General features: G+C 45.7%; 23 protein-coding genes. 20 read left to right on the forward strand and 3 right to left on the reverse strand.

All coding sequences use genetic code 11. The features are described from left to right. Positions 1-21 precede the first annotated feature (21 nt). From thiE to GK047_RS12970, 7 genes are all read left to right on the forward strand, one after another. Positions 22-717 carry a thiamine phosphate synthase gene (thiE, locus tag GK047_RS12940; RefSeq protein WP_163946899.1) on the forward strand — a complete coding sequence of 232 codons (696 nt, stop codon included), beginning with the start codon at positions 22-24 and terminating at the stop codon, positions 715-717. Then, a complete protein-coding gene (gene thiC / locus GK047_RS12945) occupies positions 695-2,473 on the forward strand; it encodes a phosphomethylpyrimidine synthase ThiC (RefSeq protein ID WP_163946902.1) in 1,779 nt (592 codons plus the stop codon). Before thiE ends, thiC begins: the two co-directional genes overlap by 23 nt. Positions 2,474-2,758: 285 nt before the next feature. Next, the gene (locus tag GK047_RS12950) at positions 2,759-3,361 is read left to right on the forward strand and encodes an ArsR/SmtB family transcription factor (RefSeq protein ID WP_163946905.1); all 603 of its coding nucleotides are present in this window, start codon (positions 2,759-2,761) and stop codon (positions 3,359-3,361) included. 2 nt (positions 3,362-3,363) lie between these two features. After that, positions 3,364-4,479 carry an aminopeptidase gene (locus GK047_RS12955; RefSeq protein ID WP_163947827.1) on the forward strand — a complete coding sequence of 372 codons (1,116 nt, stop codon included), beginning with the start codon at positions 3,364-3,366 and terminating at the stop codon, positions 4,477-4,479. A 722-nt stretch (positions 4,480-5,201) separates the two neighbouring features. Next, on the forward strand, positions 5,202-5,861 hold the full coding sequence (locus GK047_RS12960; RefSeq protein ID WP_163946908.1) for a class I SAM-dependent methyltransferase: 660 nt from the start codon (positions 5,202-5,204) through the stop codon (positions 5,859-5,861). An 18-nt stretch (positions 5,862-5,879) separates the two neighbouring features. Continuing rightward, positions 5,880-7,133 carry a tetratricopeptide repeat protein gene (locus tag GK047_RS12965; protein WP_163946911.1) on the forward strand — a complete coding sequence of 418 codons (1,254 nt, stop codon included), beginning with the start codon at positions 5,880-5,882 and terminating at the stop codon, positions 7,131-7,133. A 191-nt stretch (positions 7,134-7,324) separates the two neighbouring features. After that, positions 7,325-7,498, forward strand: a complete 174-nt coding sequence (locus GK047_RS12970; protein WP_163946914.1) for an aspartyl-phosphate phosphatase Spo0E family protein — start codon at positions 7,325-7,327, stop codon at positions 7,496-7,498. Between the two features lie 183 nt (positions 7,499-7,681). On the opposite strand, the gene thrS is transcribed toward GK047_RS12970, so the two are convergent. After that, entirely contained in the window at positions 7,682-9,595 is a 1,914-nt protein-coding gene (thrS, locus tag GK047_RS12975) for a threonine--tRNA ligase (protein WP_163946917.1), read from the reverse strand. A gap of 145 nt (positions 9,596-9,740) precedes the next feature. Here thrS and GK047_RS12980 point away from each other — a divergent pair, with 145 nt between their 5' ends. Continuing rightward, positions 9,741-9,896 (forward strand): hypothetical protein, encoded by a 156-nt coding sequence (locus tag GK047_RS12980; RefSeq protein WP_163946920.1) that lies wholly within the window; start codon positions 9,741-9,743, stop codon positions 9,894-9,896. Between the two features lie 174 nt (positions 9,897-10,070). On the opposite strand, the gene GK047_RS12985 is transcribed toward GK047_RS12980, so the two are convergent. Continuing rightward, complete coding sequence (locus GK047_RS12985) at positions 10,071-10,922, reverse strand: AraC family transcriptional regulator (RefSeq protein WP_163946922.1); 852 nt, start codon at positions 10,920-10,922, stop codon at positions 10,071-10,073. Positions 10,923-11,040: 118 nt separating this feature from the next. Between GK047_RS12985 and GK047_RS12990 the strand changes: the two genes are divergently transcribed. The 9 genes from GK047_RS12990 (at position 11,041) to GK047_RS13030 (ending at position 20,848) form a co-directional block, all read left to right on the forward strand. After that, on the forward strand, positions 11,041-11,892 hold the full coding sequence (locus GK047_RS12990; RefSeq protein ID WP_163946924.1) for a sugar phosphate isomerase/epimerase family protein: 852 nt from the start codon (positions 11,041-11,043) through the stop codon (positions 11,890-11,892). A gap of 225 nt (positions 11,893-12,117) precedes the next feature. Next, positions 12,118-12,780 carry a TVP38/TMEM64 family protein gene (locus tag GK047_RS12995; RefSeq protein WP_163946926.1) on the forward strand — a complete coding sequence of 221 codons (663 nt, stop codon included), beginning with the start codon at positions 12,118-12,120 and terminating at the stop codon, positions 12,778-12,780. Position 12,781: 1 nt separating this feature from the next. Then, positions 12,782-13,489, forward strand: a complete 708-nt coding sequence (locus tag GK047_RS13000; RefSeq protein WP_163946928.1) for a phosphatase PAP2 family protein — start codon at positions 12,782-12,784, stop codon at positions 13,487-13,489. Positions 13,490-13,881: 392 nt separating this feature from the next. Then, positions 13,882-14,325 carry a MarR family winged helix-turn-helix transcriptional regulator gene (locus GK047_RS13005; protein WP_163946929.1) on the forward strand — a complete coding sequence of 148 codons (444 nt, stop codon included), beginning with the start codon at positions 13,882-13,884 and terminating at the stop codon, positions 14,323-14,325. Beyond that, positions 14,322-14,981: an HlyD family secretion protein gene (locus tag GK047_RS13010; protein ID WP_163946932.1), complete on the forward strand. Its 660-nt coding sequence runs from the start codon at positions 14,322-14,324 to the stop codon at positions 14,979-14,981. The genes GK047_RS13005 and GK047_RS13010 overlap by 4 nt, the downstream gene beginning before the upstream one ends. A 10-nt stretch (positions 14,982-14,991) precedes the next feature. Then, positions 14,992-16,308, forward strand: a complete 1,317-nt coding sequence (locus GK047_RS13015; protein WP_163946934.1) for an efflux RND transporter periplasmic adaptor subunit — start codon at positions 14,992-14,994, stop codon at positions 16,306-16,308. Positions 16,309-16,322: 14 nt separating this feature from the next. After that, a complete protein-coding gene (locus GK047_RS13020; RefSeq protein ID WP_163946937.1) occupies positions 16,323-17,948 on the forward strand; it encodes a DHA2 family efflux MFS transporter permease subunit in 1,626 nt (541 codons plus the stop codon). Positions 17,949-18,011: 63 nt separating this feature from the next. After that, a complete protein-coding gene (locus tag GK047_RS13025; RefSeq protein WP_163946939.1) occupies positions 18,012-19,739 on the forward strand; it encodes a hypothetical protein in 1,728 nt (575 codons plus the stop codon). A 98-nt stretch (positions 19,740-19,837) separates the two neighbouring features. Then, the gene (locus GK047_RS13030; protein WP_205516777.1) at positions 19,838-20,848 is read left to right on the forward strand and encodes an LLM class flavin-dependent oxidoreductase; all 1,011 of its coding nucleotides are present in this window, start codon (positions 19,838-19,840) and stop codon (positions 20,846-20,848) included. 25 nt (positions 20,849-20,873) lie between these two features. On the opposite strand, the gene GK047_RS13035 is transcribed toward GK047_RS13030, so the two are convergent. Continuing rightward, a complete protein-coding gene (locus tag GK047_RS13035) occupies positions 20,874-21,182 on the reverse strand; it encodes a hypothetical protein (protein WP_163946944.1) in 309 nt (102 codons plus the stop codon). 79 nt (positions 21,183-21,261) lie between these two features. Between GK047_RS13035 and infC the strand changes: the two genes are divergently transcribed. From infC to GK047_RS13050, 3 genes are all read left to right on the forward strand, one after another. Further along, complete coding sequence (gene infC / locus GK047_RS13040) at positions 21,262-21,747, forward strand: translation initiation factor IF-3 (protein WP_163946947.1); 486 nt, start codon at positions 21,262-21,264, stop codon at positions 21,745-21,747. Positions 21,748-21,909: 162 nt separating this feature from the next. Further along, positions 21,910-22,443 (forward strand): PadR family transcriptional regulator, encoded by a 534-nt coding sequence (locus GK047_RS13045; protein WP_163946950.1) that lies wholly within the window; start codon positions 21,910-21,912, stop codon positions 22,441-22,443. 7 nt (positions 22,444-22,450) lie between these two features. After that, positions 22,451-23,986: an MFS transporter gene (locus GK047_RS13050; protein WP_346010336.1), complete on the forward strand. Its 1,536-nt coding sequence runs from the start codon at positions 22,451-22,453 to the stop codon at positions 23,984-23,986. Positions 23,987-24,004: the final 18 nt, after the last annotated feature.

Below are 24,004 nucleotides of genomic sequence, written 5' to 3' on the forward strand. Positions count from 1 at the left end.
CTTCGAGATTCGAGGGGGAAGATGATGAACTTGACTAGTGAGCAGCTGCGGCAAGCCTTGCGTTTGTATCTGGTTATGGGCAGTTCCAATTGTGCGGAGGCTGACCCTTATGCTGTGCTGGAGGGCGCGATAGCGGGCGGCATTACGATGTTTCAGTTTCGCGAGAAAGGCGCCAATGCCCTGCAGGGGCAGGCGAAGCTCGAGCTCGGCGCGCGGCTGCGTCGCTTGTGCGCGCAGCATGCGGTGCCCTTCATCGTGAATGACGATGAACGGCTCGCTCTAGAGCTTGAGGCCGATGGTATTCACATCGGCCAAGAGGATGCTCCAGCCGCCGAGATCAGGCGGCGGCTGAAGGGCATGATCGTGGGCGTATCGGCCCACGATCTGGGCGAAGCTGAATCGGCGCTGGCCGCAGGCGCCGATTACTTGGGTGTAGGGCCCCAGTACGCCACGCGCACGAAGCACGATGCGCGTGAGGTTCAGGGGCCCGCAGTATTAGAACGGATGCGTGTTGGCGGCATCCAGCTGCCCATCGTCGGCATCGGAGGCATCGATGCCGATAAGGCTAGAGCTGTCATCCGCGCAGGAGCGGATGGCGTGGCTGTGGTGAGCGCGATCTCGCAGGCGCGCTCACCGCGCGAGGCGGCAGATCAGCTGCTTTCAATCATTTCCAATTCATTAGGAGGGATAATTAATGACAACGACATCAAAGGTTAATGACGTTAAAATTTCTGCTTTCCCAGGCAGTCGCAAGGTGTACGTGCAAGGGTCAAGGCCGGATATTCAAGTGCCGATGAGGGAAATCGCGCTTAGCCCGACGACGAATATGTTTGGCGAAGAAGAAGCGAATACCCCTATTCAAGTGTATGATACAAGCGGATCTTACACCGATGTGGAGCAGCAGACGGATATTCGTAGAGGGCTTCCAGCCAATCGATTGTCATGGATTGAAGAGCGAGGCGATGTTGAATCTTATATTGGACGTGAAGTGAAACCGGAAGATAATGGCCTTTCTTCTCCAGAGGCGAAGGGAGCCGCCGAAGTGTTCCCAGGCTTGCATCGCAGACCGCTGCGGGCAAAAGCGGGGCATAATGTGACTCAGATGCATTATGCTCGCCGAGGGATGATTACACCAGAGATGGAGTACATCGCTATTCGTGAGAACATGGATGCCGCATTCATTCGGGACGAAGTAGCCAGAGGTCGTGCGATTATTCCTTCGAATATTAATCATCCGGAAAGTGAACCGATGATTATCGGTCGTCATTTTCTGGTGAAAATTAATGCGAATATCGGTAATTCAGCCGTCGCTTCTTCTATTGAAGAAGAAGTCGAGAAAATGACGTGGGCTACCCGTTGGGGAGCCGATACGATTATGGATTTATCGACAGGCAAAAATATTCATACGACGCGCGAATGGATTGTTCGTAACTCACCGGTTCCTGTAGGCACAGTGCCCCTTTACCAAGCGTTGGAGAAAGTGAACGGCAAAGCTGAGGATCTCACATGGGAAGTATACCGAGATACTTTGATTGAGCAAGCGGAGCAGGGTGTCAGCTATTTCACGATCCATGCAGGCGTCTTACTGCGTTACATCCCGATGACAGCGAAGCGGGTGACTGGTATTGTTTCCCGTGGCGGCTCGATAATGGCGGCCTGGTGCCTTGCTCACCACAAGGAGAATTTCCTATATACGCATTTCGAAGACATCTGCGAAATTATGAAGACCTACGATGTTGCCTTCTCGCTCGGCGACGGTCTGCGCCCTGGTTCAATCGCGGACGCGAACGACGAAGCGCAATTCGCCGAGTTGGAAACTCTCGGCGAGCTGACGGATATCGCTTGGAAGCATGATGTCCAAGTGATGGTTGAAGGCCCTGGTCATGTGCCGATGCACATGATTAAAGAGAACATGGACCGTCAGCTAGAGGTGTGCAAGGAAGCGCCGTTCTACACACTGGGGCCGCTGACGACGGACATTGCACCGGGTTACGATCATATCACCTCCGCTATCGGGGCAGCGATGATCGGCTGGTTCGGCACAGCGATGCTCTGCTACGTGACGCCGAAGGAGCATCTCGGTCTCCCGAACAAAAACGATGTCCGCGAAGGCGTCGTCACGTACAAGATCGCTGCGCATGCGGCAGATTTGGCCAAGGGCCATCCTGGCGCGCAAATTCGCGATAATGCGCTTTCGAAGGCGCGCTTCGAATTTCGCTGGCGCGACCAATTCAATCTCTCGCTCGATCCGGAGCGCGCGATCGAGTATCATGATGAAACGCTCCCGGCTGAAGGCGCGAAGACGGCGCATTTCTGCTCGATGTGCGGACCGAAGTTCTGCTCCATGCGGATCACGCAGGACATTCGCCAATACGCGCATGCTCAGGGACTTGAGGAGGAAGCGGCGCTAGACAGCGGTCTGGAGGAAAAAGCCAAGCAATTCCGCGAAGCGGGGAGTCGCATTTATAGTTAATTTATCCGAGGGGCGTTTCTGTCGAAAGTAATGACAGAACCGTCCCTTTTTGCTACGATAGAGAAAAGCTTAACTTCGTTAATTCGTTAAAGCGTTGAATAGACCATGTAACCTGCGGATTTATAGGGAAGAAAAGCGCAATTGACATGGAATCTTTTTCGCATTATGATACGGTTAAAAAGATTTGACCGTTGTCTAATTAATCTCTTTTGGACAGTAAGAGCTGGCCAATAATCGCCTATTTAACGGGTTTATTGGTAAATTAGAGGGGGGGTCGAGTCAAAGATGAAGATACAGCCAGTTTTTATTATCCAAGATCTTGAGCAATTAAAAACTGTAAGTGACCCACTTCGTACGAAGGTGCTTCATTATTTGATTGAGAAAGCCTACACCGGTCAACAGTTGGCTAAACTGTTAGGAATGGCGCGTGCGAAGGTTCATTATCATTTGAATGAGCTGGAGAAGCATGGCTTCATTTTGGTCGTTCGCACCGAGCTTAAGAATGGTATTGTGCAGAAATTTTACCGTGCTGTCGCCCGTGGCTTCGTACCAAGCGAAGAGCTGCTTCCATACGTCTCCGAAGTTGAGAACTATTACCGAGAAACTACGCTGAGTGTCCTTGCCCGTGCTAGATTGCGAGCAATTGCCGCGCCTGAAGAAGCCTTCCAGATTCCTTCTTCCGATCGCGCACAATGGTCAAGAATGGCGACCTATTTGGAGGTCAAGATGAGCAAAGAGAAATTTGCTGCTTGGCTAACCAAGTTCCGCTCTTTAATCTTTGAGCTTGACCAACAGCAGGAAGAGAACGGGGAATGGTTTTACTTGACTACGGTTGGCTTCCAGATTAATGAGCCATCTTTTGCAGTGGACGAAGAAGAGGAGAGATAATGATGTTGGACCCAAGAATAACGAAGCTTGCTGATGTGCTAGTAAACTACTCGGTTAAGGCGCAGCCCGGCGAGAACATCTTGATCGAAGCCTATGGGATCGATGCGGCTTTAGTGAAAGAGCTGGTTAAGAAAGTTCACGAGGCAGGCGCGCATCCTTACGTAAACATTAGAGATCATGCGATTATGCGCCAATTGATTATGAACGGCACCGAAGCGCAAATGCAGAAGTGGGCCGATGTAGACGTTTTCCAAATGAAACAAATGCAAGGCTACATAGGTGTGCGCGGCGGGGCTAATATTTATGAACTGTCCGATATTCCAGCTGATCGTATGAAGCTGTATAATTCCATTTATTATCAACAGGTTCATTTTGATGTGCGAGTTAAGGATACTAGATGGGTCGTTCTTCGTTATCCTACGTCTTCTATGGCGCAGCTGGCTAGTATGAGCACAGATGCATTCGAAGAGTTCTACTTCAACGTATGTACAATGGATTACGGCAAAATGTCCAAAGCAATGGATCCGCTTAAAGATTTGATGGATCGCACGGACAAAGTGCGTTTGGTAGGCCCAGGTACCGATTTGAAATTTTCCATTAAAGGAATTGGCAGCGTGAAATGCGATGGCGGCCTGAATATTCCAGACGGAGAAGTCTATTCTGCGCCTGTGCGCGACTCCGTTAACGGTGTTATCACGTACAACACGCCTACGCCGTATAACGGCTTTATTTTTGAAAATATTCGTCTTGAATTTGAACATGGCAAAATCGTGAGTGCGACGGCGAATGATACCGATCGTATTAACGGAATTTTTGATATGGATGAAGGCGCACGTTATGTAGGCGAATTCGCTATTGGCGTGAATCCTTACATCCAGCACCCGATGAAAGATACGCTGTTTGATGAGAAGATCGATGGCAGCTTCCACTTTACGCCAGGCAATTGCTACGACGACGCATACAACGGCAACAAATCTTCGCTGCACTGGGATATTGTAAATATCCAACGTCCAGAATATGGCGGCGGCGAAATTTGGTTTGACGATGTGCTCATTCGTAAAGATGGTATTTTCGTCCTGCCGGAGCTTGCTCAGCTGAATCCAGAAAACCTGAAATAAATGACATGAAAGCCGTAATCTCCTGTTGGGGATTACGGCTTTTTATAATTTAGATTATATATAATAAGGTTACGTGGCGAGGCAGCGTTTATTTTAACATATAAGAATTTATATTTGGGTGAGCGAAACTTGCCCCTTATGGATATGAGTGCAAAATTACCGATAAGCGTCAAACCTAAAAGAGACTGTCAGGATGATCTTCACTGACAGGTTAACAAAAAGAGAAGTAGAAGGCAGCTCCAAGTAGAACAAAAAAAGGGGATGGGTATGGGGTGGAGAAGCGTTAGTGGCCGCCTTTAAAGTCGTGTTCAATACCACCTTGTAAATTCAAGGAACACGACTTTAACAGCGGTTGGAACCCCATATCCAATCCCCTTCCCATGCATAAACTTATGGGTTTAAACTAGGACGCCCTTAGGCGTTTTTCTTAATAGTTTTTATCATAATGTCTGGGTTAGCGGTACTTTTAGTGTTAAATTTTTAACACTAACTTACTCTTTGAACCATTTATTGACAATATTTTTATATGATGATAGGATAATATTATTTTTTATTGAATTATATGGATATTATATGAATGGAGTGTTTATTTTGATTGATAGGCTGCGCAGCTTACAATATAACATTTTAAGGTGGGAGAATTAACGAATGAAAAAGATTGTATTGTCGATATCTTCTTGAAAGTTCTGAGAAAATATGAATCACGATAAGGGGCCATAGTTATGACAGATAGCGTCACACCTAATGGTTGTTGGTGGGATCAGCATGTTGACTTTTTTTCCGATGAAGCTTTATGGGAACAAGAAAGCAGAAAGACTTTGATGGATTTCTTTTTGAAATTCGCAAAATCTAACGTTCATAAGCGTGTATTGGATGTTGGTTGTGGTACGGGTATTAGTACTAAACGTTTAAACCAAATGGGATTCCAAGCAGTTGGACTTGATGTATCCCCAAAGATGGTTGATTATGCAAGGACGAACAGTCTAGAGGTTTTTTTGTCCGATTGCAACCCAATACCTTTCCATGATGAAAGTTTTAATTTTGTATTTTGCTGCACTGTATTGGAATGGGTACAAAATCCTGCTGCATTAGTCAGTGAAATGATTAGAGTTACTCGTTCAGGGGGAAGAATCGTAATAGCTTGTCTGGGGCCGCGGAACCTTCCATTTGATGAAGCATATAATAGGCTGCTAGGTGAGCAATCAAACTATAACATGCTTATGCCTGTGGAACTCCATCGAATGTTGGAGAGTTTAGGATTAAAAATTAAATCGATTAAAGGTGTAAGAAATCAAGGAGTCTCTGAAGAGATGTATGACAAAATGGATTGGATTACAAAATCATTTTGCAGCAACTTATGGATAATCGGTTGTGAGAAATAGTGAGGAAAAAATATGTTCGTGAATAGCTTTGGTCACCTGATTCAATCGAAACGTGAAGAATTAAAAATTTTGCAACGAGAACTTTGTATGGGGATATGTACAAGGAGTATGATATCACGGATCGAAACAGAAGATTATTTTCCCAATTTATTAATTGTAGAAAAATTACTAGAGAGATTGGATATCCATCTAACGGATTTAGTCCAAACATTATGTGAAGTTGACGAGAAACAAACGATTCTAGGAATAATCTTTGGGTTCATGAATGACAGGTACGAAGAAAATAGAGATGCTTATACGATACAAAATTGGTTGCAAAAATTAAATGGAATTAAAACGGTTATCAAACCAGAACATGAAGTTATTATGTATTCTTTAAAAGCGTTTGTAGAAGACGTGAATCAAAATTTCATTGAAGCGGAAAAGTCATACAAGAAATTTATTGAATTAGCTAGGATAAGCAAAGATTTTCCACTCCTCATTTCAGCTTTGAATAGAATTTCCTTCATGTACATCAATATTATCCCTAACAAAGCAAGCGAATATATGGAGGAAGCTTCAAATTTAATGGAGAGATACAGTATTCCTGTCGATCTAACAATTTCCGTTAATCTTACATTGTCAGCCTATAAGTATGCAATGGGTGAATACCTCACAGCAATTAAATATTTAAAAGATATTCAGTCTAGAAAAAGACTTTCTCCTGTTTATCGATTTCGTTCCCATAATCTACTTGGGAAATGTCTCCATGCAGTCGGTAAATTTTCGGAAGCAGAGCTTCAGTATAAACTTTCTACATCATTTTTAAATTATCATCCATCTTTTGAGTTGATTTATAATAACAACTTAGGAGACCTATATGCTGACATGGGTAAGCATGACGAAGCATACAAACATCAAAATTCTTCATTAAAAATTGCATTAGATATCAAACAAACTTATTTTGCTGAAATCATACAGTTAAGATTGGCAAGGTTACATAATTTGACGGGGAAACACAATGAAGCATTGAAGATAGGAGAAGAAGTGATTAAATCAAGTGCAAATCATAGAAACCTTCAAATTGCTAAATTGATTGTATCGGAAGCGCAGTTCGCATTGGGAATTTTAAAATCGGACACTCTGATTCTTGAAATAATTGAGTACTTTAAACTTCAAGAAGGCATCGAGTCAGCAGGATATTTAAGAGAAGCATATAAATTACTAGCCAGAATAAGCAGACATTCCAAAGAGCATGAAGAATTATTTACTAGTAAACTATTGATATATTGAACCTTCCATTGCTGAGTGCAGTAGAATTTTTGCTGTTGTAATCTTTCGTATCGAATCTCAGTTTAAAAATGACTGGTTGACCAGAGAAGTTCATGTTATAGATTTCAGGCGATGAAGAAAAATGTAACATCAAATATAATTTTTTTGAGAGGATGTTATGAAGTTATTTCTCAGATAGGAGCCTAGGAAACATGTATTACAACGAAATTGTAAGAGAGATTGAAATTAAACGAAAGGAGTTATTGCATCTATTTGAAAAACAAGAAGTTCATACAAAGGATGTGCTAAAAATGTCTCATCAATTGGACAAATTGCTTAATCAGTTTTATGGGGTGAAATCAGGGCACGACCCAATAGATTTTTAATTGTAATGAGGACAAATGTGACTAGAACTTCTTGGGTATGGGAGGGGAACAGCGATAGCGCCCGTATTTGAAATCGTGTTATAACCACTCCATGCACTCAAAGAAACACGATTTCAAGAAACGGTTGGAACGCCATGCCTAATTCCCTCCCAATGCTTATGTTTAGAATGTCCTAGCACAAATCTACGTTCTCGAACAAATCTCTTCATTAATAAGCTTAATCATTTCCGCTATGCTCTTAGAGCCCAGATTGCCTTCGCCCCGTTTACGAACCGATACTTCATTCGAAATTTTCTCGTTTTCGCCAAGAACGAGCATGTACGGAACTTTCTCCAGTTGCGCTTCACGAATTTTGTAGCCAAGCTTCTCATTTCGTCCATCTACTTCGACACGAATGCCTTCTTCGCCAAGTTTCTTTTTCACCTCATAGGCGTAGTCCATGTAGTTTTCAGAAACTGGCAGTATTTTCACTTGTACGGGCGCAAGCCATAACGGGAAAGCACCAGCAAAATGCTCCGTGATAATCCCCATGAATCGATCAATGGACCCGTACACAGCACGATGGATAACAACAGGTCGGTGTTTCTGATTATCCTCGCCGATATAGGAAAGCTCGAACTTCTCAGGCATTTGGAAGTCTAATTGAATCGTGCCGCATTGCCAGCTGCGCTTCAGCGCATCTTGAATATGAAAATCAATTTTCGGACCATAGAATGCGCCATCGCCTTCATTGAGCCGATAAGGGATACCAAGGTTTTCTAACACATTTTGCAAGGACTGTTCGGCTTTATCCCATAGCTCATCTGAACCCATTGAATCTTCTGGCCTAGTGGAGAGCTCAATTGTGTACTGGAAGCCGAATATTTGATACATGTAATCGATCAGCTCGATAACGCGTCTAATTTCATCCTCAATCTGGTCAGGGCGAACAAAGAGGTGGGCGTCATCTTGACAAAAAGTACGCACTCGCATCATTCCGTTAAGGGCTCCCGAAAATTCATGGCGGTGTACTTGGCCGAATTCCGCAATACGGATAGGCAGTTCCCGATAGGAGTGTAGACTGTTTTTGAAAATGAGCATGTGTCCCGGGCAATTCATTGGCTTCAGTGCGAATGTTGTTTCGTCTATATCCGTAAAATACATGTTGTCTTTGTAATGATCCCAATGCCCTGACTGCTCCCACATTCGGTTATTCATCATCAGTGGTGTACGGACTTCGTTGTATTCTCGCTGTCTTTGTATATCGCGAGCGAAGTTCTCAAGCTCCGTCCGGATTGTCATGCCTTTGGGAAGGTAGAAGGGCATACCCGGCGCTTCTTCCGAGAACATGAACAGTTCGAGCTCTTTACCTAACTTGCGGTGATCACGTTTCTTGGCTTCTTCGAGCCTATGCAGATGCTCTTCAAGCTGGACCTTTTTCGGAAACGAAGTGCCATAAATGCGCTGCAGCATCTTATTGTTAGAGTCCCCTCGCCAGTAGGCACCGGCTACACTCAACAGCTTAAAGACTTTAACTCTACCTGTAGAAGGCAGATGCGGCCCGCGGCAGAGGTCGATAAACTCCCCTTGCTCGTAGAGTGTAATAACAGCATCCTCTGGGAGATCACGGATAAGCTCCAGCTTGAACGGATCTTCGAGTTTCTCAAAGGTTGCTGTTGCTTCTGCGCGAGAGACAACTCGACGGAAGATGGGGAGGTTTTCATGGATAATAGCGTCCATCTCTTTCTCGATAGCTGCCAAATCATCGATCGATAGCGGGTTTTGGATATCCACATCATAATAAAATCCATCTTCAATGACAGGTCCAATGCCAAGCTTCACAGTATGAGCGCCATATCTGCGTTTAATGGCTTGGGCCATAATATGCGCCGTAGTGTGACGATAAATGTCCTGACCTTCCTTGCTCTCAAGGGTAATAATTTCGACGTGGCTATCTTGATCAACTGCTTGGTTGAGATCAACGGGTTTGCCGTTTATTTTGCCAGCCACGGCATTTTTCTTCAACCCTGCGCTAATCGATTCCGCTACGTGTTCGATGGTTGTTCCTTGCGGATACCTCCGAATCTTTCCATCAGCCAATGTTACATTGATCTCCATGAATTAAGCCTCCATTCCTTTGATTTTCCTTATTTTATGAACGCAAAAAAACGCCTCTAATCCCATAAAGGGACGAGTGCGTTCAGCTCGTGGTTCCACCCTAATTCGACCTGCAGCGTAACATTACTTTGGCGGAAGCCAAAGTATGCAAGATGCAAGATCCTTCTTAGTATCCGATATCGGGGATAAGACGGTGCCGTTTACTGCCGCTCCACGGGGGACGGGTTCATCGCCACGGCTACAAAGGGGTAATCTCGATTCGGTTACTGAAGAAGCTCGCAGCGAATGCTTCTCTCTCTGAACAGTCCGTTAAGGAAATCATGTCTTTGGTCATTGCCTGTTATTTGTTGCTTGATTCAACACTATAAAGGATCAAATATGGAAAAGTCAAGAACATAAATATTTCACGGTTAAGCAGGTTTGAATCGCATAAGACTGCCGTTGACATGACGTAGGGAGATGAGCTTGAACCTAACTAAGCTCTTTTTTGCAGTGCTTGGTACTGCCTGGGCGGCAGGCCAACAGCTTTCTTAAACGTACGGATGAAGTTGGAATAATCGTTAAAGCCAGCTTGCTGGCACGTATCCGTAACTGTACAGCCCTCGCGCAGCAGCAGCTTCGCTTTGGCAATCCGTTTGAATAAAATATGTTCGTGAATCGTACTACCTGTATGCTTTTTGAACAAACGGCAGAGGTAAGAACGGTTCATAAACACGACATGTTCGAGCACTTCGAGCGACAGATCTTGATCCAAGTTCTCATCGATATAGGCAAGAAGAGAGGAGAGCTTATCTGGAATCATCGCCTGTTCCTCTTGCTTTCCTTGACTTTGAAAGATGCGATTGATAAAGACAAGAAGCTCTGTGAATGCCGCTACGAAGAGCACTTCGGAGCCAGCCCGAGCCTGCGCGCGATTATGGCTGTCCATCCGTTCGTAAAGCTTCATGATATCATCGATTTGCTGCGGCGTAAGCCTCATGCGATTTTGCTCGCCAGGCACACGGTTATTGAAGCAGTCTAGCAAGTTAAATTGAGGGGAACTGAATGCATCCATCAGCTTCGGATTAAAGTGAATAACGATGTTCTCATAGCGCTGCTTTTTGGATTGGAAATTAGGTCTGTGCAGTTCATTGCTGTGCATGATGAGAAGATCCCCATACTGAAGCGGGTACACTTGCTTTTCTATAAAATAATGAACATCGCCTGTTAGGAAAAAATAAATCTCATACTGGTCCTGATGTTGGTGAAATTCGAAAGACACTGGATCATGGGTGACGGCATGCCTAAAGTTAATAGCTTCATGTAAATTTTGGTATAGTTCCTGCATGAGCGGTATTCTCCTCGTTGTGGAGTCAATATAAGCAAACTTTTGCCCAATTATTGCAATGAATACGTTTTTATTATACTGCAAAATAAAGAGGAGATAAACACTGAGGAGGATTCCTATGAAACTATCTGTATTTACTGTTGCCACACCAGACCTGACACCAGAAGCACTTGCCAAAGCGGCTCAATCCGCAGGTATAGATGGAATTGAATGGCGTTACAAAGAAATCCCGGCTGACGCAGTGGGCGAACAGCCTTCTTTTTGGAGAAACAACTTGTGTTCAATTGATCCCCAAGCATCTGATGAAGAGCTTGAACGTTTCAGAGTTCTCGCTAAAGAACATGGTTTAGTTAATCTGAGCGTGACACCTTACCTGAACTGCGGTGATATTGCGGGTACGGAGCGAGTGATGCAGGTAGCGAAAAAAGTGGGAGCCAGCTTCATTCGCGTCGGTGTTCCAGCCTATGATGAAAGCAGAAATTATAACGATCTATATGCAGAGGCAGTTAACTACCTTCACCATGTGCAGGAGCTTTCGCAGCAATATGGCGTGAAAGGGCTGTTAGAGACGCATCATAAAACCATTGCGCCAAGTGCTGGCTTAGTGCATAGAATAATTTCAGGCTTCAATCCTGATTATGTGGGTGTTCTGCACGATGCAGGCAACATGGTTCATGAGGGATTTGAGAATTATCGCATGGGTCTTGAGCTTTTAGGACCGTACTTGACACATGTCCACATTAAGAATGCCGGGTGGGCACCTACTGGAGAAGCACAAGGTAGCATCAAGTTATGGAAAAGCGACTGGTCGCCGCTGGATGAAGGCATTGTGAACTGGAAGCAATTGCTCGACGTTTTGAAAGCCGTAGGATACGAGGGGTACCTTGGAATTGAAGATTTCAGCGGACAGTATGGGTCATCTGAGATGCTGCTTAATTATGCGAAGAAAGTCAAACAGTGGCTAGCATAAGAAAGAGATTGTACCAAAAGAAGCCTCATTCGTGTTTGTGAAACGAATGGGGCTTTTGTCTGTGTTTTTCACTTATTTTCCGATTCTTTCCACTCGCTTTTCAGTTCTTTTCGCTTGTTTTTTTGTCTGTTTTCATTCCATGAGGGGTACCCGTTTGATAATTAACTACCCATTTGTGTAAGATGGAATTCAGACGAATGAAAGAGGTAAGAGGAGGGGGACAGGATGCGCTCCAAATCGCTGTGGTTGCTGCTAACATGGTTTCTTGCTGCTGCAACTTGTCTGCTTATTCTCAAATATACAGATGTGTGGTCGCGATTCGATATGCATCTTATCGGCGCATGGCTACGGAATTTAGGGCTAATTGGTGGGCTGCTCTATATTCTTGCCTACACGTTGCGTCCGCTCGTGCTATTTCCGGCAACGCCTTTGACACTATTTGGAGGCTTTGTGTTCGGAGCTTTTTGGGGAACGATCTATGATGTAATAGGAGCTGGTGCAGGGGCGCTGCTTTCTTTTTACCTAACACGAAAATGGGGCAGAAATAGCTTTCAGCGGATTTTACGGAACAAAAAGCTCCAGACCTTTGAGGATAAGGCGGAAAAGCATGGATTCATGGTCGTCTTGTACATGCGACTGATGCCCTTTTTTCCATTCGATGGCGTGAGTTATGGAGCTGGTTTATCCAAAATCCGCTTCTGGGACTATACCTGGGCTACTCTGATTGGAATAATCCCGGGTGCGGTTGTCTACAATGTATTCGGCGCTTCGCTGCAAGAGATAGGTTCAGTCAATTTTTACTGGGCTGCGGCTCTTTATGTTGTTTTCGCACTCCTTCCATTGGTGCTGAGAAGATATAGCAAAAGGCAAAGATTCAATAAAAAATAGCTTGAAAACGGAGGATGAGGTGACTTTGGTAGAGAACGGAGAAGTGTATAGAAAGCGGTTATATAAGGATTTATTTTGGGGAGCTGCCATGGCGATTATCCTGCTAATGGGTTTTATTGTCCTTTCAAAGAGCTTGTCATCCAGTTGGCTGGAAAGGCTCGATATAACGATTGGACAAGCTATTCGATCAATAAGAAGCGAGGGGCTAACTCAGATCGCTATTTTTTTTACAATACTGGGAAAGTTGATCACAGAATCTGTACTCTTCTTAGTTGCAGCAGCATGGCTGCTTTTTAAATACAAAATTAGGTGGGAAACACTGATTTTATTCGCGGGTGCAGCAGGAGCTTGGGTGCTTAATGCGCTGCTGAAGATGATATTTGAGAGAGTGCGGCCTTTAGAGGAGTGGTTGATCCAAGCGGAGGGCTTCAGCTTCCCAAGTGGTCATGCCATGGTAGCTAGTCTTTTTTATGGACTTATCGGTTACTTGCTTTGGGTGAATATACGTAATTCCTGGAAAGGGGCTTGGTGTGTTCCTGTAATCACGATTTTTGTCATTCTCTGCATTGGGATAAGTCGCATTTATTTAGGCGTACATTATCCAAGCGATGTATTGGCAGGGTTTGCAGCCGGTAGTGCAGGTCTTATCGGATGTATTATGGGGATACAGGCTATACAATATAAACAAATAAAGCAGTCGAAAGCATAGGCTTTCGGCTGTTTTATTTTGACACGCCAGAATTTATATGTTTTTGGGCGAGCGAAACTTCCTCTTATGGATATGAGTGCAAAATTATCGATAAGTGTCAAACCTAGTCAGGATGATCTTCACTGACAGGTTAGTAAAAAGAGAAGTAGAAGGCAGCTCCAAGTAGAACAAAAAAGGGTATGGGTATGGAACCCCATACCCAATCCCCTCTCCATGCATAAACATATGGGTTTAGACAAGGACGCCGTTAGGCGTTTTTCTCGCTTATATTGTAGTCAAAAGAAAGATATTTCCAGAATTAATAAAACGTGTTATGATAAGTGACGTCAACTATTTCGTATACGAAATATTCGCATTCGAAATAGTTCTATGACTGCAAAGGGGGAAGTGGTTTGGAAGAAATTAAAGATCTTGTAGCCGACTTTACGAGACTGAATAAATTACGAATTTCCTTGCTGTATCGGGAGCTCCAGCGAGAAGAGCTTACTGGACCGCAGCTGTTTATTTTACGAGAATTATTCCTCAAGGAACCAAGAAAGCTTGGTGACTTGGCTCAAGCCGTGCAGTTGAGCAATAGTACAGTTTCAGGAATTGTCGATCGTCTGGAACGAGACGGTCTTGTTGAGCGGAGGAGGGATGAGCAGGATCGAAGAGTCGTCTGGATCGGTACGACGAACATCTGTCAAGAGATGAAGAAGACGAAGCTGGAGACCATCAATCAAAAATTTTATGCGGGCTTGGAGCAAGCTTTTACACCTGAGCAAATTGCGACTTGCAAACAGGTAGTTGGAACGCTGATTGACCATTTAGAGAAAAAGCTGGAGGGAACGGAATGAAGCGAAAACTGGTATTAATTATAATTCTTGCCATTATGGTCATTTCTGGAGGAAGCATTGGCGGCTACTACTGGTATCAAGGAGCAAATTATGTATCCACAGATAATGCGCGCATTTCTGGAGATATTTATCGTGTTATGCCCAGGATTTCCGGGAAAATCAACACACTTGGCGTGAAGGTCGGCGATACGGTGGTAGCCGATCAAATCGTTGGTCAGCAAGATATTACAAACTTATCGAACAGCTTGCTGGATCAAGCATCCTTGCGTTCACCAATTGGAGGCACAGTGATTCAAACGGCGGCCAAAGTAGGCGAAGTGGTTGCGCCAGGACAATCGGTTGCAATGATTGTAGATAAGAGCGCTCTGTTCGTATCCGCAGATATTGATGAAACGAAGATTAAGAAAATTCATATCGGTCAGCCAGTTACATTTGCCATTGATACATACGGTGGAACGGAATTTAAAGGAAAAGTATCAGAGATTGGTCAAGCGACGGCCTCTACCTTCTCGCTGCTGCCAACGACTAGTTCAAGCGGGAATTTCACCAAAGTCACGCAACGCATGAATGTAAAAGTTACGATAGACGACCATCAGGGATTTGATCTGGCGCCAGGCATGAATGCAGAGATCAAAATCCATATCAAAGGGGAGTAAGGTGACACCCATGAAAAAACATCTTAACGTCATTCTATCTTTAAGTGTTCTGGCAGGTTCAATGATCATGGTAAGCGGCTGTGGAAGCACGCCGACTAGTGCAGCGCAGACACAGCTTCCTTCTGTAAAAGTGATTACGCTCGGCAGTACGGGCGCTGCGGGCGCCAGTGGTAAACTAGCGGCAGATCAAACGGTTCAAGTCGTGTCCAAAATTGGCGGAAAAATTGCTTCCGTGAACGTAGAAGAGGGCGCGAAAGTCAAGAAAGGTGATATCCTCCTGCAAATTGATACCGAAGATTTGACGCAGCAGTTGGATCAAGCGCAAGCAGGCCTTACAGCTTCTCAAGCGAAGCTCGCTGATATAGAAGCAGGCGCACGAACGCAAGATATCCAAGCGGCATCGGCAGCAGTCGATCAAGCGAAAGCAGGCGGTAACCAAGCAGCGGCCGGCGTCACACAAGCGAAAGCGGCTTACGACCTCGTGACGAAAAGTTACAATCACGCCAAGAACTTTTTCGATCAAGGCGATGTGAGTCAAGATGAATTAGACAAAGTGACGTTGGACTACACCAAGGCACAGGCTGCCTATGAAACGGCGGTTTCGCAGCAGCAAGCAGCTAATGCTCAACTGTCGGCTGCTGGAGCGAAGCTCAGTCTGGCTAAAGAGGGAGCCACAGCGAACACGTTGGAGCAGTTAAAGGCAGACGTTTCAGCGAAGCAAGCAGCTTTGAATTTAGCGCAAAATGCGGTTAAAAATGCAGGCATAGTCTCACCAATCGATGGGGTCATCGTGAAAAAAAATGTGAATGCGGGCGAAATGGCGCAGGCCGGAGCAGCGCTGCTGACTGTTGTAAGTATGGATCAAGTTAAAGTCGAAGTGAGTGTCCCGGAAGCGATGGTTGGCTCGATCAAGCAAGGGGCGAAGGCAACGGTTATCGTACCGAGCTTGCCCGGTAAAACATTCGAAGGCACAATCACCTTCGTAAGTCCGGTTTCCGATACGAATAACAATACATTTCCAGTGAAGCTGACAGTGAGCAATGCAGACGGGGCGCTTCATGGCGGTGCAGTTGCCAGTGTAGCCTTCGGAGGAACGGGCGGCGAGAGCCGAGTGGAGATTCCCAAAGCTGCTGTCGTCCAAAAAGACGGCAAAGCTATCGTTTACAAGCTAAGTGGCGAGACGGTGCATCTGGTCGAGCTGCAAACCGAAGAGAAGAACCAAGACTGGGTCTATCTTAAAGGGCAAGCGGATCTCAAGCCAAATGATAAAATTGTGCTCAATCCAGGCGATAAGCTGAGTGAAGGTACGAAAGTTCATGCCGAGTAAAGGGGGCTGCAAGGATGTCAACTACAGCTACAGCAGCATCTAGCCCCGCAGTTGAACAGCAAGAGGAAAAAATTACGGGTTACCAATGGCTAGCGCTAATGGTACTCATTCTCGGTACGTTCCTTGCCATTTTGGATAATAGCTTGATGAACGTGGCAATTCCAAAGCTAATGGCTGTATTTGGCTCTACCTCGACCGAGATTGAATGGGTCGTTACGGGTTATATGCTCGCTTCAGCGGTCGTTGTGCCGATGGGGGGATTTCTTTCCGATCGCTTTGGTTACAAGACGACGTTTCTTTCGACGGTCATTGGCTTCATCATCGGGTCAATCCTGTGTGGGATTGCATGGAGCGATACGAGCCTGATCATTTTCAGAATTATTCAAGGTCTTGGCGGCGGGTTTATTATGCCTGTGGGTATGGCGATGCTGTATCAAATTGTGCCACGCAGCAAGATCCAAGTTGCCATGGGGATTTGGGGGATTGCCGCAATGGCTGCGCCTGCCATGGGTCCAACGCTAAGCGGTTATTTAGTTGATAATTTCAGTTGGCGGTACTTATTTTATATTAACGTTCCGATAGGGATTGTTGCGGTTGTTCTAGGCTTCATTATCCTCAAAGAGACACCGAAACGAGAAGGTCTGAAATTTGATTATCTCGGCTGCGTGTTGTCCATGATTGTATTCAGTACCCTGTTGTTGGCTTTAACTGATGGTCAGTCCGACGGGTGGACGTCCTTATATATCGTTAGTTTATTTTTCATTTCTTTCTTCAGTTTTGTTCTATTGATTTGGGTGGAGCTTGGCAAGGAAAACCCGATTCTGGATTTCCGTTTGTTCAAGAATCCAATCTTTACACTTAGCTTGGCGGCTTCAAGCTTCGTCATGATATCCATGCAGGGCGGCATTTATATGATGCCAATCTTCATGCAGAATGTGACTGGACTGACACCGATGCAAACAGGACTGGTGATGATGCCGCAATCGATTGCCATGGCATTCATGATGCCGGTTGCCGGTAAACTCGTCTCGAAGTATGGCGTTGTTCCGTTAGGCATATTGGGACTCACCATCATTGGATGTACGACGCTGGAGATGCACGTGCTTTCCCAGCAAACAGCTACACATTGGATTAGCGGATTGTTGATTATCCGTGGAATTGGGATCGGCTTATGCATGATGCCGTTATCCTCAGCTGGGCTAAACACCTTGCCGAACCATCAAATCGGTATAGCTTCAGCCATGTCCAACGTTATTCGGAACGTTATGGCGTCGCTTGGTATTGCGTTGTTGACGAGTATTATGAATACTAGATCAACACAGTATGGAACTCGATTTAATGAGGCTATTTCTACGAATACAACCGCTTATGCGGATTTTCAAACGAATGTGGTGCATCGTTATTTGGAGCTTGGCACTGACTCGGGCTCGGCAACGAGCGGGGTTATTGGTGTATTATACGGCATGGTGCAAAAGGAAGCTTTAACGCGAGCCATTGCAGATACGCTAGTTATTTCAGCGATCCCTGCTTTCATTTCGATCGTTCTCGTTATTTTTATGAGGCAGAGAAAGAAGCAGAAAGAAGTGGCGCAGGAGAAAGCAAGCTCTGATGCACAGCATCATGTGATGATTGAAATGTAATTGCAAGCGTATATGCTTACGAAGTCAGCTTGCTAAAGCAAAACGCTTAGGAGGAGCCCAACCATGAAGATCCAATTCAAACAAGTAGCGATGAGCCTCGTGTTGTCTACTTCTCTGCTGATGTCGGGAATTCCCGCTTTAGCCGAAGGAACAGCCGTGCCGACTACCGCAGTTTACGATCTAAATGACAGCCTTCATGTAACGGTGGAAGGTATGTATAACGAGAAAACATCGAGTGGCGTACGCATAGGCGCTATCATTCGTGTGAAGAACACAAACAGTCAAACGATCCGTATCCCCGATCATGAATTGAGAGTGAAAACGACCGATGGCACGACGTACACATTACGTCCAAGCAGCAGTAACGCTCGAGGCGTGCAGCCGGATTCTGAAGTCGAACTGACTTACCTGAAGAGCGTTAACCGTCAAACCGAAGTGAGCTTGAGCGATATTTCGCTCGTTGACGTTAACTATAATGTGTATCCAAAAGTGGAAACGACTTTATTTACAGTTCCTGTGGGCGCATCCGTTTGGAACGGCACGCGCGCAGAATTCAAAGATTCGGCACGCCTCAAAAAGTGGGGCGAATCCTTTACCATTCCTACTTTGGAATCACCGCTGCAATTCAAAACAGTAGACGTCAATAAGAGCAACACGAACGAGGGAGCTAACTATGTTGTGAAATTACTGGTGAGCAATCCATCTGATCAGACGGAAACCTTACCCGTACTTGAGCTTGCCGGCAAAAGCAAAACAAACGTATACGCAGGCAAACAGATTGAAGCAGATTCTGTTTCTTTGGAGCCAGGCGAAAGTAAATATGTCCACTTTGCTATTCAAACAGAGATGGACACGATATTGGATAGTTTGAATGTGCTCACAACCGAGAGCTTTGCGCAAGCAGACACGTCTGGTAGCATGAAAACCTCGACCTTCAACATTGGGAAGTTGAACATTCAACTGCCAGATACGAAAACACTTGCGAGCAGCTATCAGTATGGTACGCCAATTACTTTTGAAAAGTGGAATGACACCATTAATCAGGATTTAAATGTGGCCTTAACCGAATTGCATGTTGCCGACAATGCAGATCAGGGTAGCAAACTGGCTTTTGCCAAGTTTAAGCTCACCAATAAAGGCTTAAGTCCGATTCCGGTACCAGCGTTTCAAACCGAATTAGCAAGTCCATCTGGCTATGACTATGCGGGCACCAGACAAAGTGAAGTGCAGAAATCGATTGCTCCGGGGACTGCGATGATTGTTAGCTATGCTTTCGTTCTACCTGTTTCGGAGTCAAGCGATACCTTTACGATGAAATTGCAAAATGTGGTTAGCTCCTCTTCAAGCAGCGCTGCGGACTATAAATCGACAATTGCCTCTTATCAGGTAACGGCGCAAGCGCAAGAGGATAGACATAAAATTTCGCTTTACCCATACACTGTCAATATTAAGGATTATTATTTGGCGCAAATAACGTCCCCAGGACAGACGCTTTCCATCAACTACACCTATAAATTGCAGTTGTCTATGGATATCACGCGTGATCCGCAAGTGCTTGTGGACAGCAACATTTCCAAATTAAAATTTGAGCTGGTCGATCCTTCCGGCAGCATTCTTGGCTCCAAGACTTTTCCGTTCACAGGCACAGATCGTTTAGTGAATGGAAAACAGACCTTAACCTTCAACAATCTAACAATAGATCAAATACAAAGCAACGTAATCGTTAAAGTATATGAAACCATGGCTACTCCTGCTGGCGAAGTGGACCGTCTGATTGCGGAGCTGAAGTAACAACGAGGGGACAATGTCGTTAGCGGCTTGTCCTTTTTCTTTTGTGGTTTAGAGAGGTATAATCAATGATCATCGGCAAATAGAAAGTAGGGATGAATATGCTGAAGCTCAGTATTCTGGATCAGTCACCGGTGTCATCCGGTTCCACGCATAAGGAAGCGCTGCAGCAAACGATTCGGTTGGCGCAGGCAGCAGATCGGCTCGGTTTCACTCGGTTCTGGGTATCAGAGCATCATAACTCCGCGGGCCTTGCCGGTTCATCGCCGGAGGTGTTCATTTCCACGCTTGCGGCCCGCACGAGCCGGATTCGGCTCGGCTCTGGCGGCGTGCTGCTGCCCCACTACAGCGCCTACAAGGTCGCTGAGAATTTCCGCATGCTCGAAGCGCTCTATCCAGGGCGCATCGACCTAGGCATCGGGCGCGCGCCGGGCGGCACGCCGCATACGGCGAAGGCGCTGCGAGGCGGCAGCGCTGATCTGTTCGAGGGACTTGAGCGCTTCCCGGCACAAGTCACGGATCTGCTGCGGTTCCTCACCGATTCGGTGGAACCGGGTCATAGGTTCGAGGGCATCCGCGCCACCCCACTGGTGGAATCGACGCCCCAGGTGTGGCTGCTCGGTTCCACTGGGCAGAGCGGGGTGTATGCTTCGCAAGCGGGTGCGGCATTCTGCTTCGCGCACTTTATTAATGGCGCAGGCGGCCAGCAGGCGGTGCGCAGCTATCGCAAGTCATTCCGGCCTTCGGAGCTGAATGTCGTCCCACAGGCGACAGTGTGCATTCATGTGCTCTGTGCGGATACCGATGAAGAAGCAGATCGGCTTGCGGCTTCATTCGATTTGCGAATTTTGCAAGTGGAAAAAGGGGAGTTTACAGGTGTGCTCTCCCCCGAAGAAGCCGCTGCTTACCCCTATACGGAATGGGATCGAACACGCGTGCGCGACAACCGGTCACGCATGATTATTGGCGGGCCGCAGCAGGTGAAAGAGCAGTTGCTTTCATTAGCGAAGAGCTATGAAGTGGATGAGGTGATGGTTGTCGCGGGTGGTTACTGTATGGAGACGAGATTGCGCACGTGCGAGCTGTTGTCTGAAATCTTTAACCTGACATAAGAAAAGAGAGCCTGGAGGCTCTCTTCTAACGCTCACGCTGCGGTCTTTTGGCAATCTCCTCGGTGACGAAGCAGGCTAATTCTTCATTGCCGAAGAGTGAAAGCACACCGAGTACAGTATCATCAGGTATTTCACCAGCTTCATCTTTGGTTACGGTCAGGTCTAGGGCCAGCTGTAAGGCGATATTTGGCTCTTGGTTCGGGTAGGCGAGTTGGTAGATCTCAGCTGGGTTGAGGTCATGATTGATGCACCACTGTGCGAAAATGAGAATCATCATTTGTTCATCTCGTTGATAGTTGGCAATAATTTGTTCTTCCATTTCTTTTTTGCTCATGACGGGGCGTAAAACTCCTTATTATTCAGGTTGATAACGGTATTGGATTCATTATATCGAAAGTATAGGGGCAATCACAATGATTAAGAATGAGAAGATTAAAGCCTCTGAGGTGCTCTTAACCGGATTAAACGGCGAAAACCTCGGAGTGCTTCCTACACAAGAAGCTTTGGCGATGGCCAAGCAGCTCAAGGTTGACTTGGTTTGCACATCGCTCATGAGCAGCCCGCCACCCTGCAAGCTCGTTGGTGCGGGGCAAGCCAAGCAGCAAGCTTTGCAGGAGAAGCAGCAGGCTCGCAAACGCGAGCAGGCGCCAAAGGTCAAGGAGATCAGGCTAACGCCGCAGATTGAGGATCATGACCTGGAGACGAAGCGGCAGCAGGCTGAGCGCATTCTTCAGTCTGGCGACGCTGTACTGCTGGTTGTGAAGATAAGCGGCAAAGAAGGCCCGAAAGCGAAGGTATTGTTGGAAACGCTGCTTCGGGATTTAAGTGGGCACGGGCTTAAGCGTACAGGCATTCAGCTGAGCGGTAAGCAGGCTGCCGTTCAGCTAGACCCGCTCTAAAAAGCGTCATTAAAAAGCATGGACTGCGAGTTTGTCGGCAGTTCATGCTTTTTTTATATCATTTCTATATATGAAGAATAAATATATGTTGACTCGATATATATGATCTGGTAAATTATGAATATCAAATACAAAATGCATGAAGCAGGGGGGCCATACTACATGACCAGTCAGGACGTTATTTTAGGCATGTTAATGAAGAAGAGCCTTTCAGGATATGACATGAAGCATTTGTTGGAGTCGGTGTTTTCTTACTTCTATAACGCTAGTTATGGAACGATTTACCCGACGCTGAGCAAGATGGAGAAGGAGGGTTTGATCACCAAGGAGAGTGTTCAACAAGACGGGCGACCGAACAAGAAGGTATATTCCATTACGGAGGAAGGCCGTGAGCGTTTTAGAACGTACATGTACAGCCCGATTCAGCTGAACGAATTTAAGTCTGACGCCATGATCCGACTCTATTTTGGAGAATTTATTGAGCCGGAGGTCGTAATTAGTTATCTGGAGCTTGGTATTCAAAGAACGGAAGAGACGCTTGTTGTTTTAAAGAGCGACTATGAAAAACACAAACATTCTATTTCCTCGACTCAGGAAATATGTCTTCTCATTGGTATTGAAAACAATGAAAGTGTATTAGGTACGTTAGGAAGAGGCTTGGAACGACTGAGAAAATTATTACCAGAAAAGAGGTAGAAAGATCGTGGATAACAAGAAAGCAGGATTTATTGTTTTGGCTATGGCGCTTGGGTTGCTAATGTCTGCGTTAGACAATACAATTACGTCGGCAGCCATGAGTCATATTATCGGTGACATTAATGGGTTCGATAAAATTAGTTGGGTATTCACAGCATATGTACTCGCTTCTACAAGCACAATGCTTATATTCGGTAAACTGTCGGATATGTTTGGAAGGAAGCTGTTTTACCTGATTGGAATTTCTATTTTCTTGATTGGCTCGGCACTCTGTGGGACTGCGCAGGATATGACTCAGCTTATTATTTATAGGGCCATACAAGGGATTGGCTCTGGCGCCCTGTTTCCAATCAGCTTTACGATTATTTATACAATTTTTGCCGACCCCAAACAGGCGGCTAAGCTATCTGGCGTATTCGCGGCTATATTCGGGCTATCGTCTGTGGCAGGCCCGCAGATTGGTACCTTTCTTGCAGATAACTGGGGATGGCGTTGGTGCTTCTATGTGAATTTACCGTTAGGCATACTTTCGTTCCTAGTTTTACTTTTTGCATTGAAGGAATCACGCTCAGATCGGCGTCCCAAAATTGACTTTTTGGGTTCATTGTTTCTTATTATCACAACAGTTTCACTTATGCTGGCTTTGGAATGGGGAGGGAAAGAGTACCCGTGGGCATCTTGGCAAATTATCGGCATGCTAGCGGTAGCCGTTGTTGTAGGTATCCTTTTCATCGCTGTGGAACGCCGAGCAGAAGAACCCATGCTACCGCTTCCTTTGTTCAAGAATCGCATGGTCGTGGGCATGGTCTTAGCTTGTCTGTGCCAAGGGGCGATTATGTTTTCGGCGATTGCTTACTTGCCTGTTTTTGCAACTGCAGTGTTGGGGCAGGCTAATTCCAGCACATTATTAACACCAATGATGTTTTCTTTAATGGTTGGAGCGGTATCTATAGGCACCATCCAGCGCTTTGTTAGTTTCCGTACCATTATCGCATTTAGTATGACTGCTGGTATCGTCGTTGGCTATCTGCTGAGTGTCGCCAGTCATGATGCCTCCAAATGGTATATGATTTTACTAATGGTTATCCTTGGAGTAGGAGCACTTGGACCTCTGATGAGTGTCGCACAAACAGCGATGGCACTTAGTGTGGATCGTAAATACATTGGGGTCAGTTCTTCTATTGTTGGCTTCTGGCGCAACATTGGCGGGGTTCTGGGAGCATCGATTATGGCTACTATTGTGAACAATAACTACCAAAGCTTGATTCAAAAAGGTGCAGAAGCGCACCATATGCCGCTCGAACAATTAGCTACGCTTGCGAATCCAGATCAATTGATTCGTGCGGGTTCTACTTTGCCTCAAGAGACAATGGTTTTCATGCGCGATTCGCTTGGAACAGCCATTAACCATGGGTTCATCTTATCTATTGTGTTCGGTGTCATTGGGCTTGCTGCCGCTTTCGTGGCTGGGCCTCTAAAGTTCACGACACCTAACTTCGCTGCGAAGCCTAAGGAAGAGGGCTCTGTGCCGCATACGATTTAAACCTGATTCGCTAGTATG

It is taken from the genome of Paenibacillus sp. SYP-B3998, assembly GCF_010820665.1.
Classification (GTDB): Bacteria; Bacillota; Bacilli; order Paenibacillales; family NBRC-103111; genus Paenibacillus_E.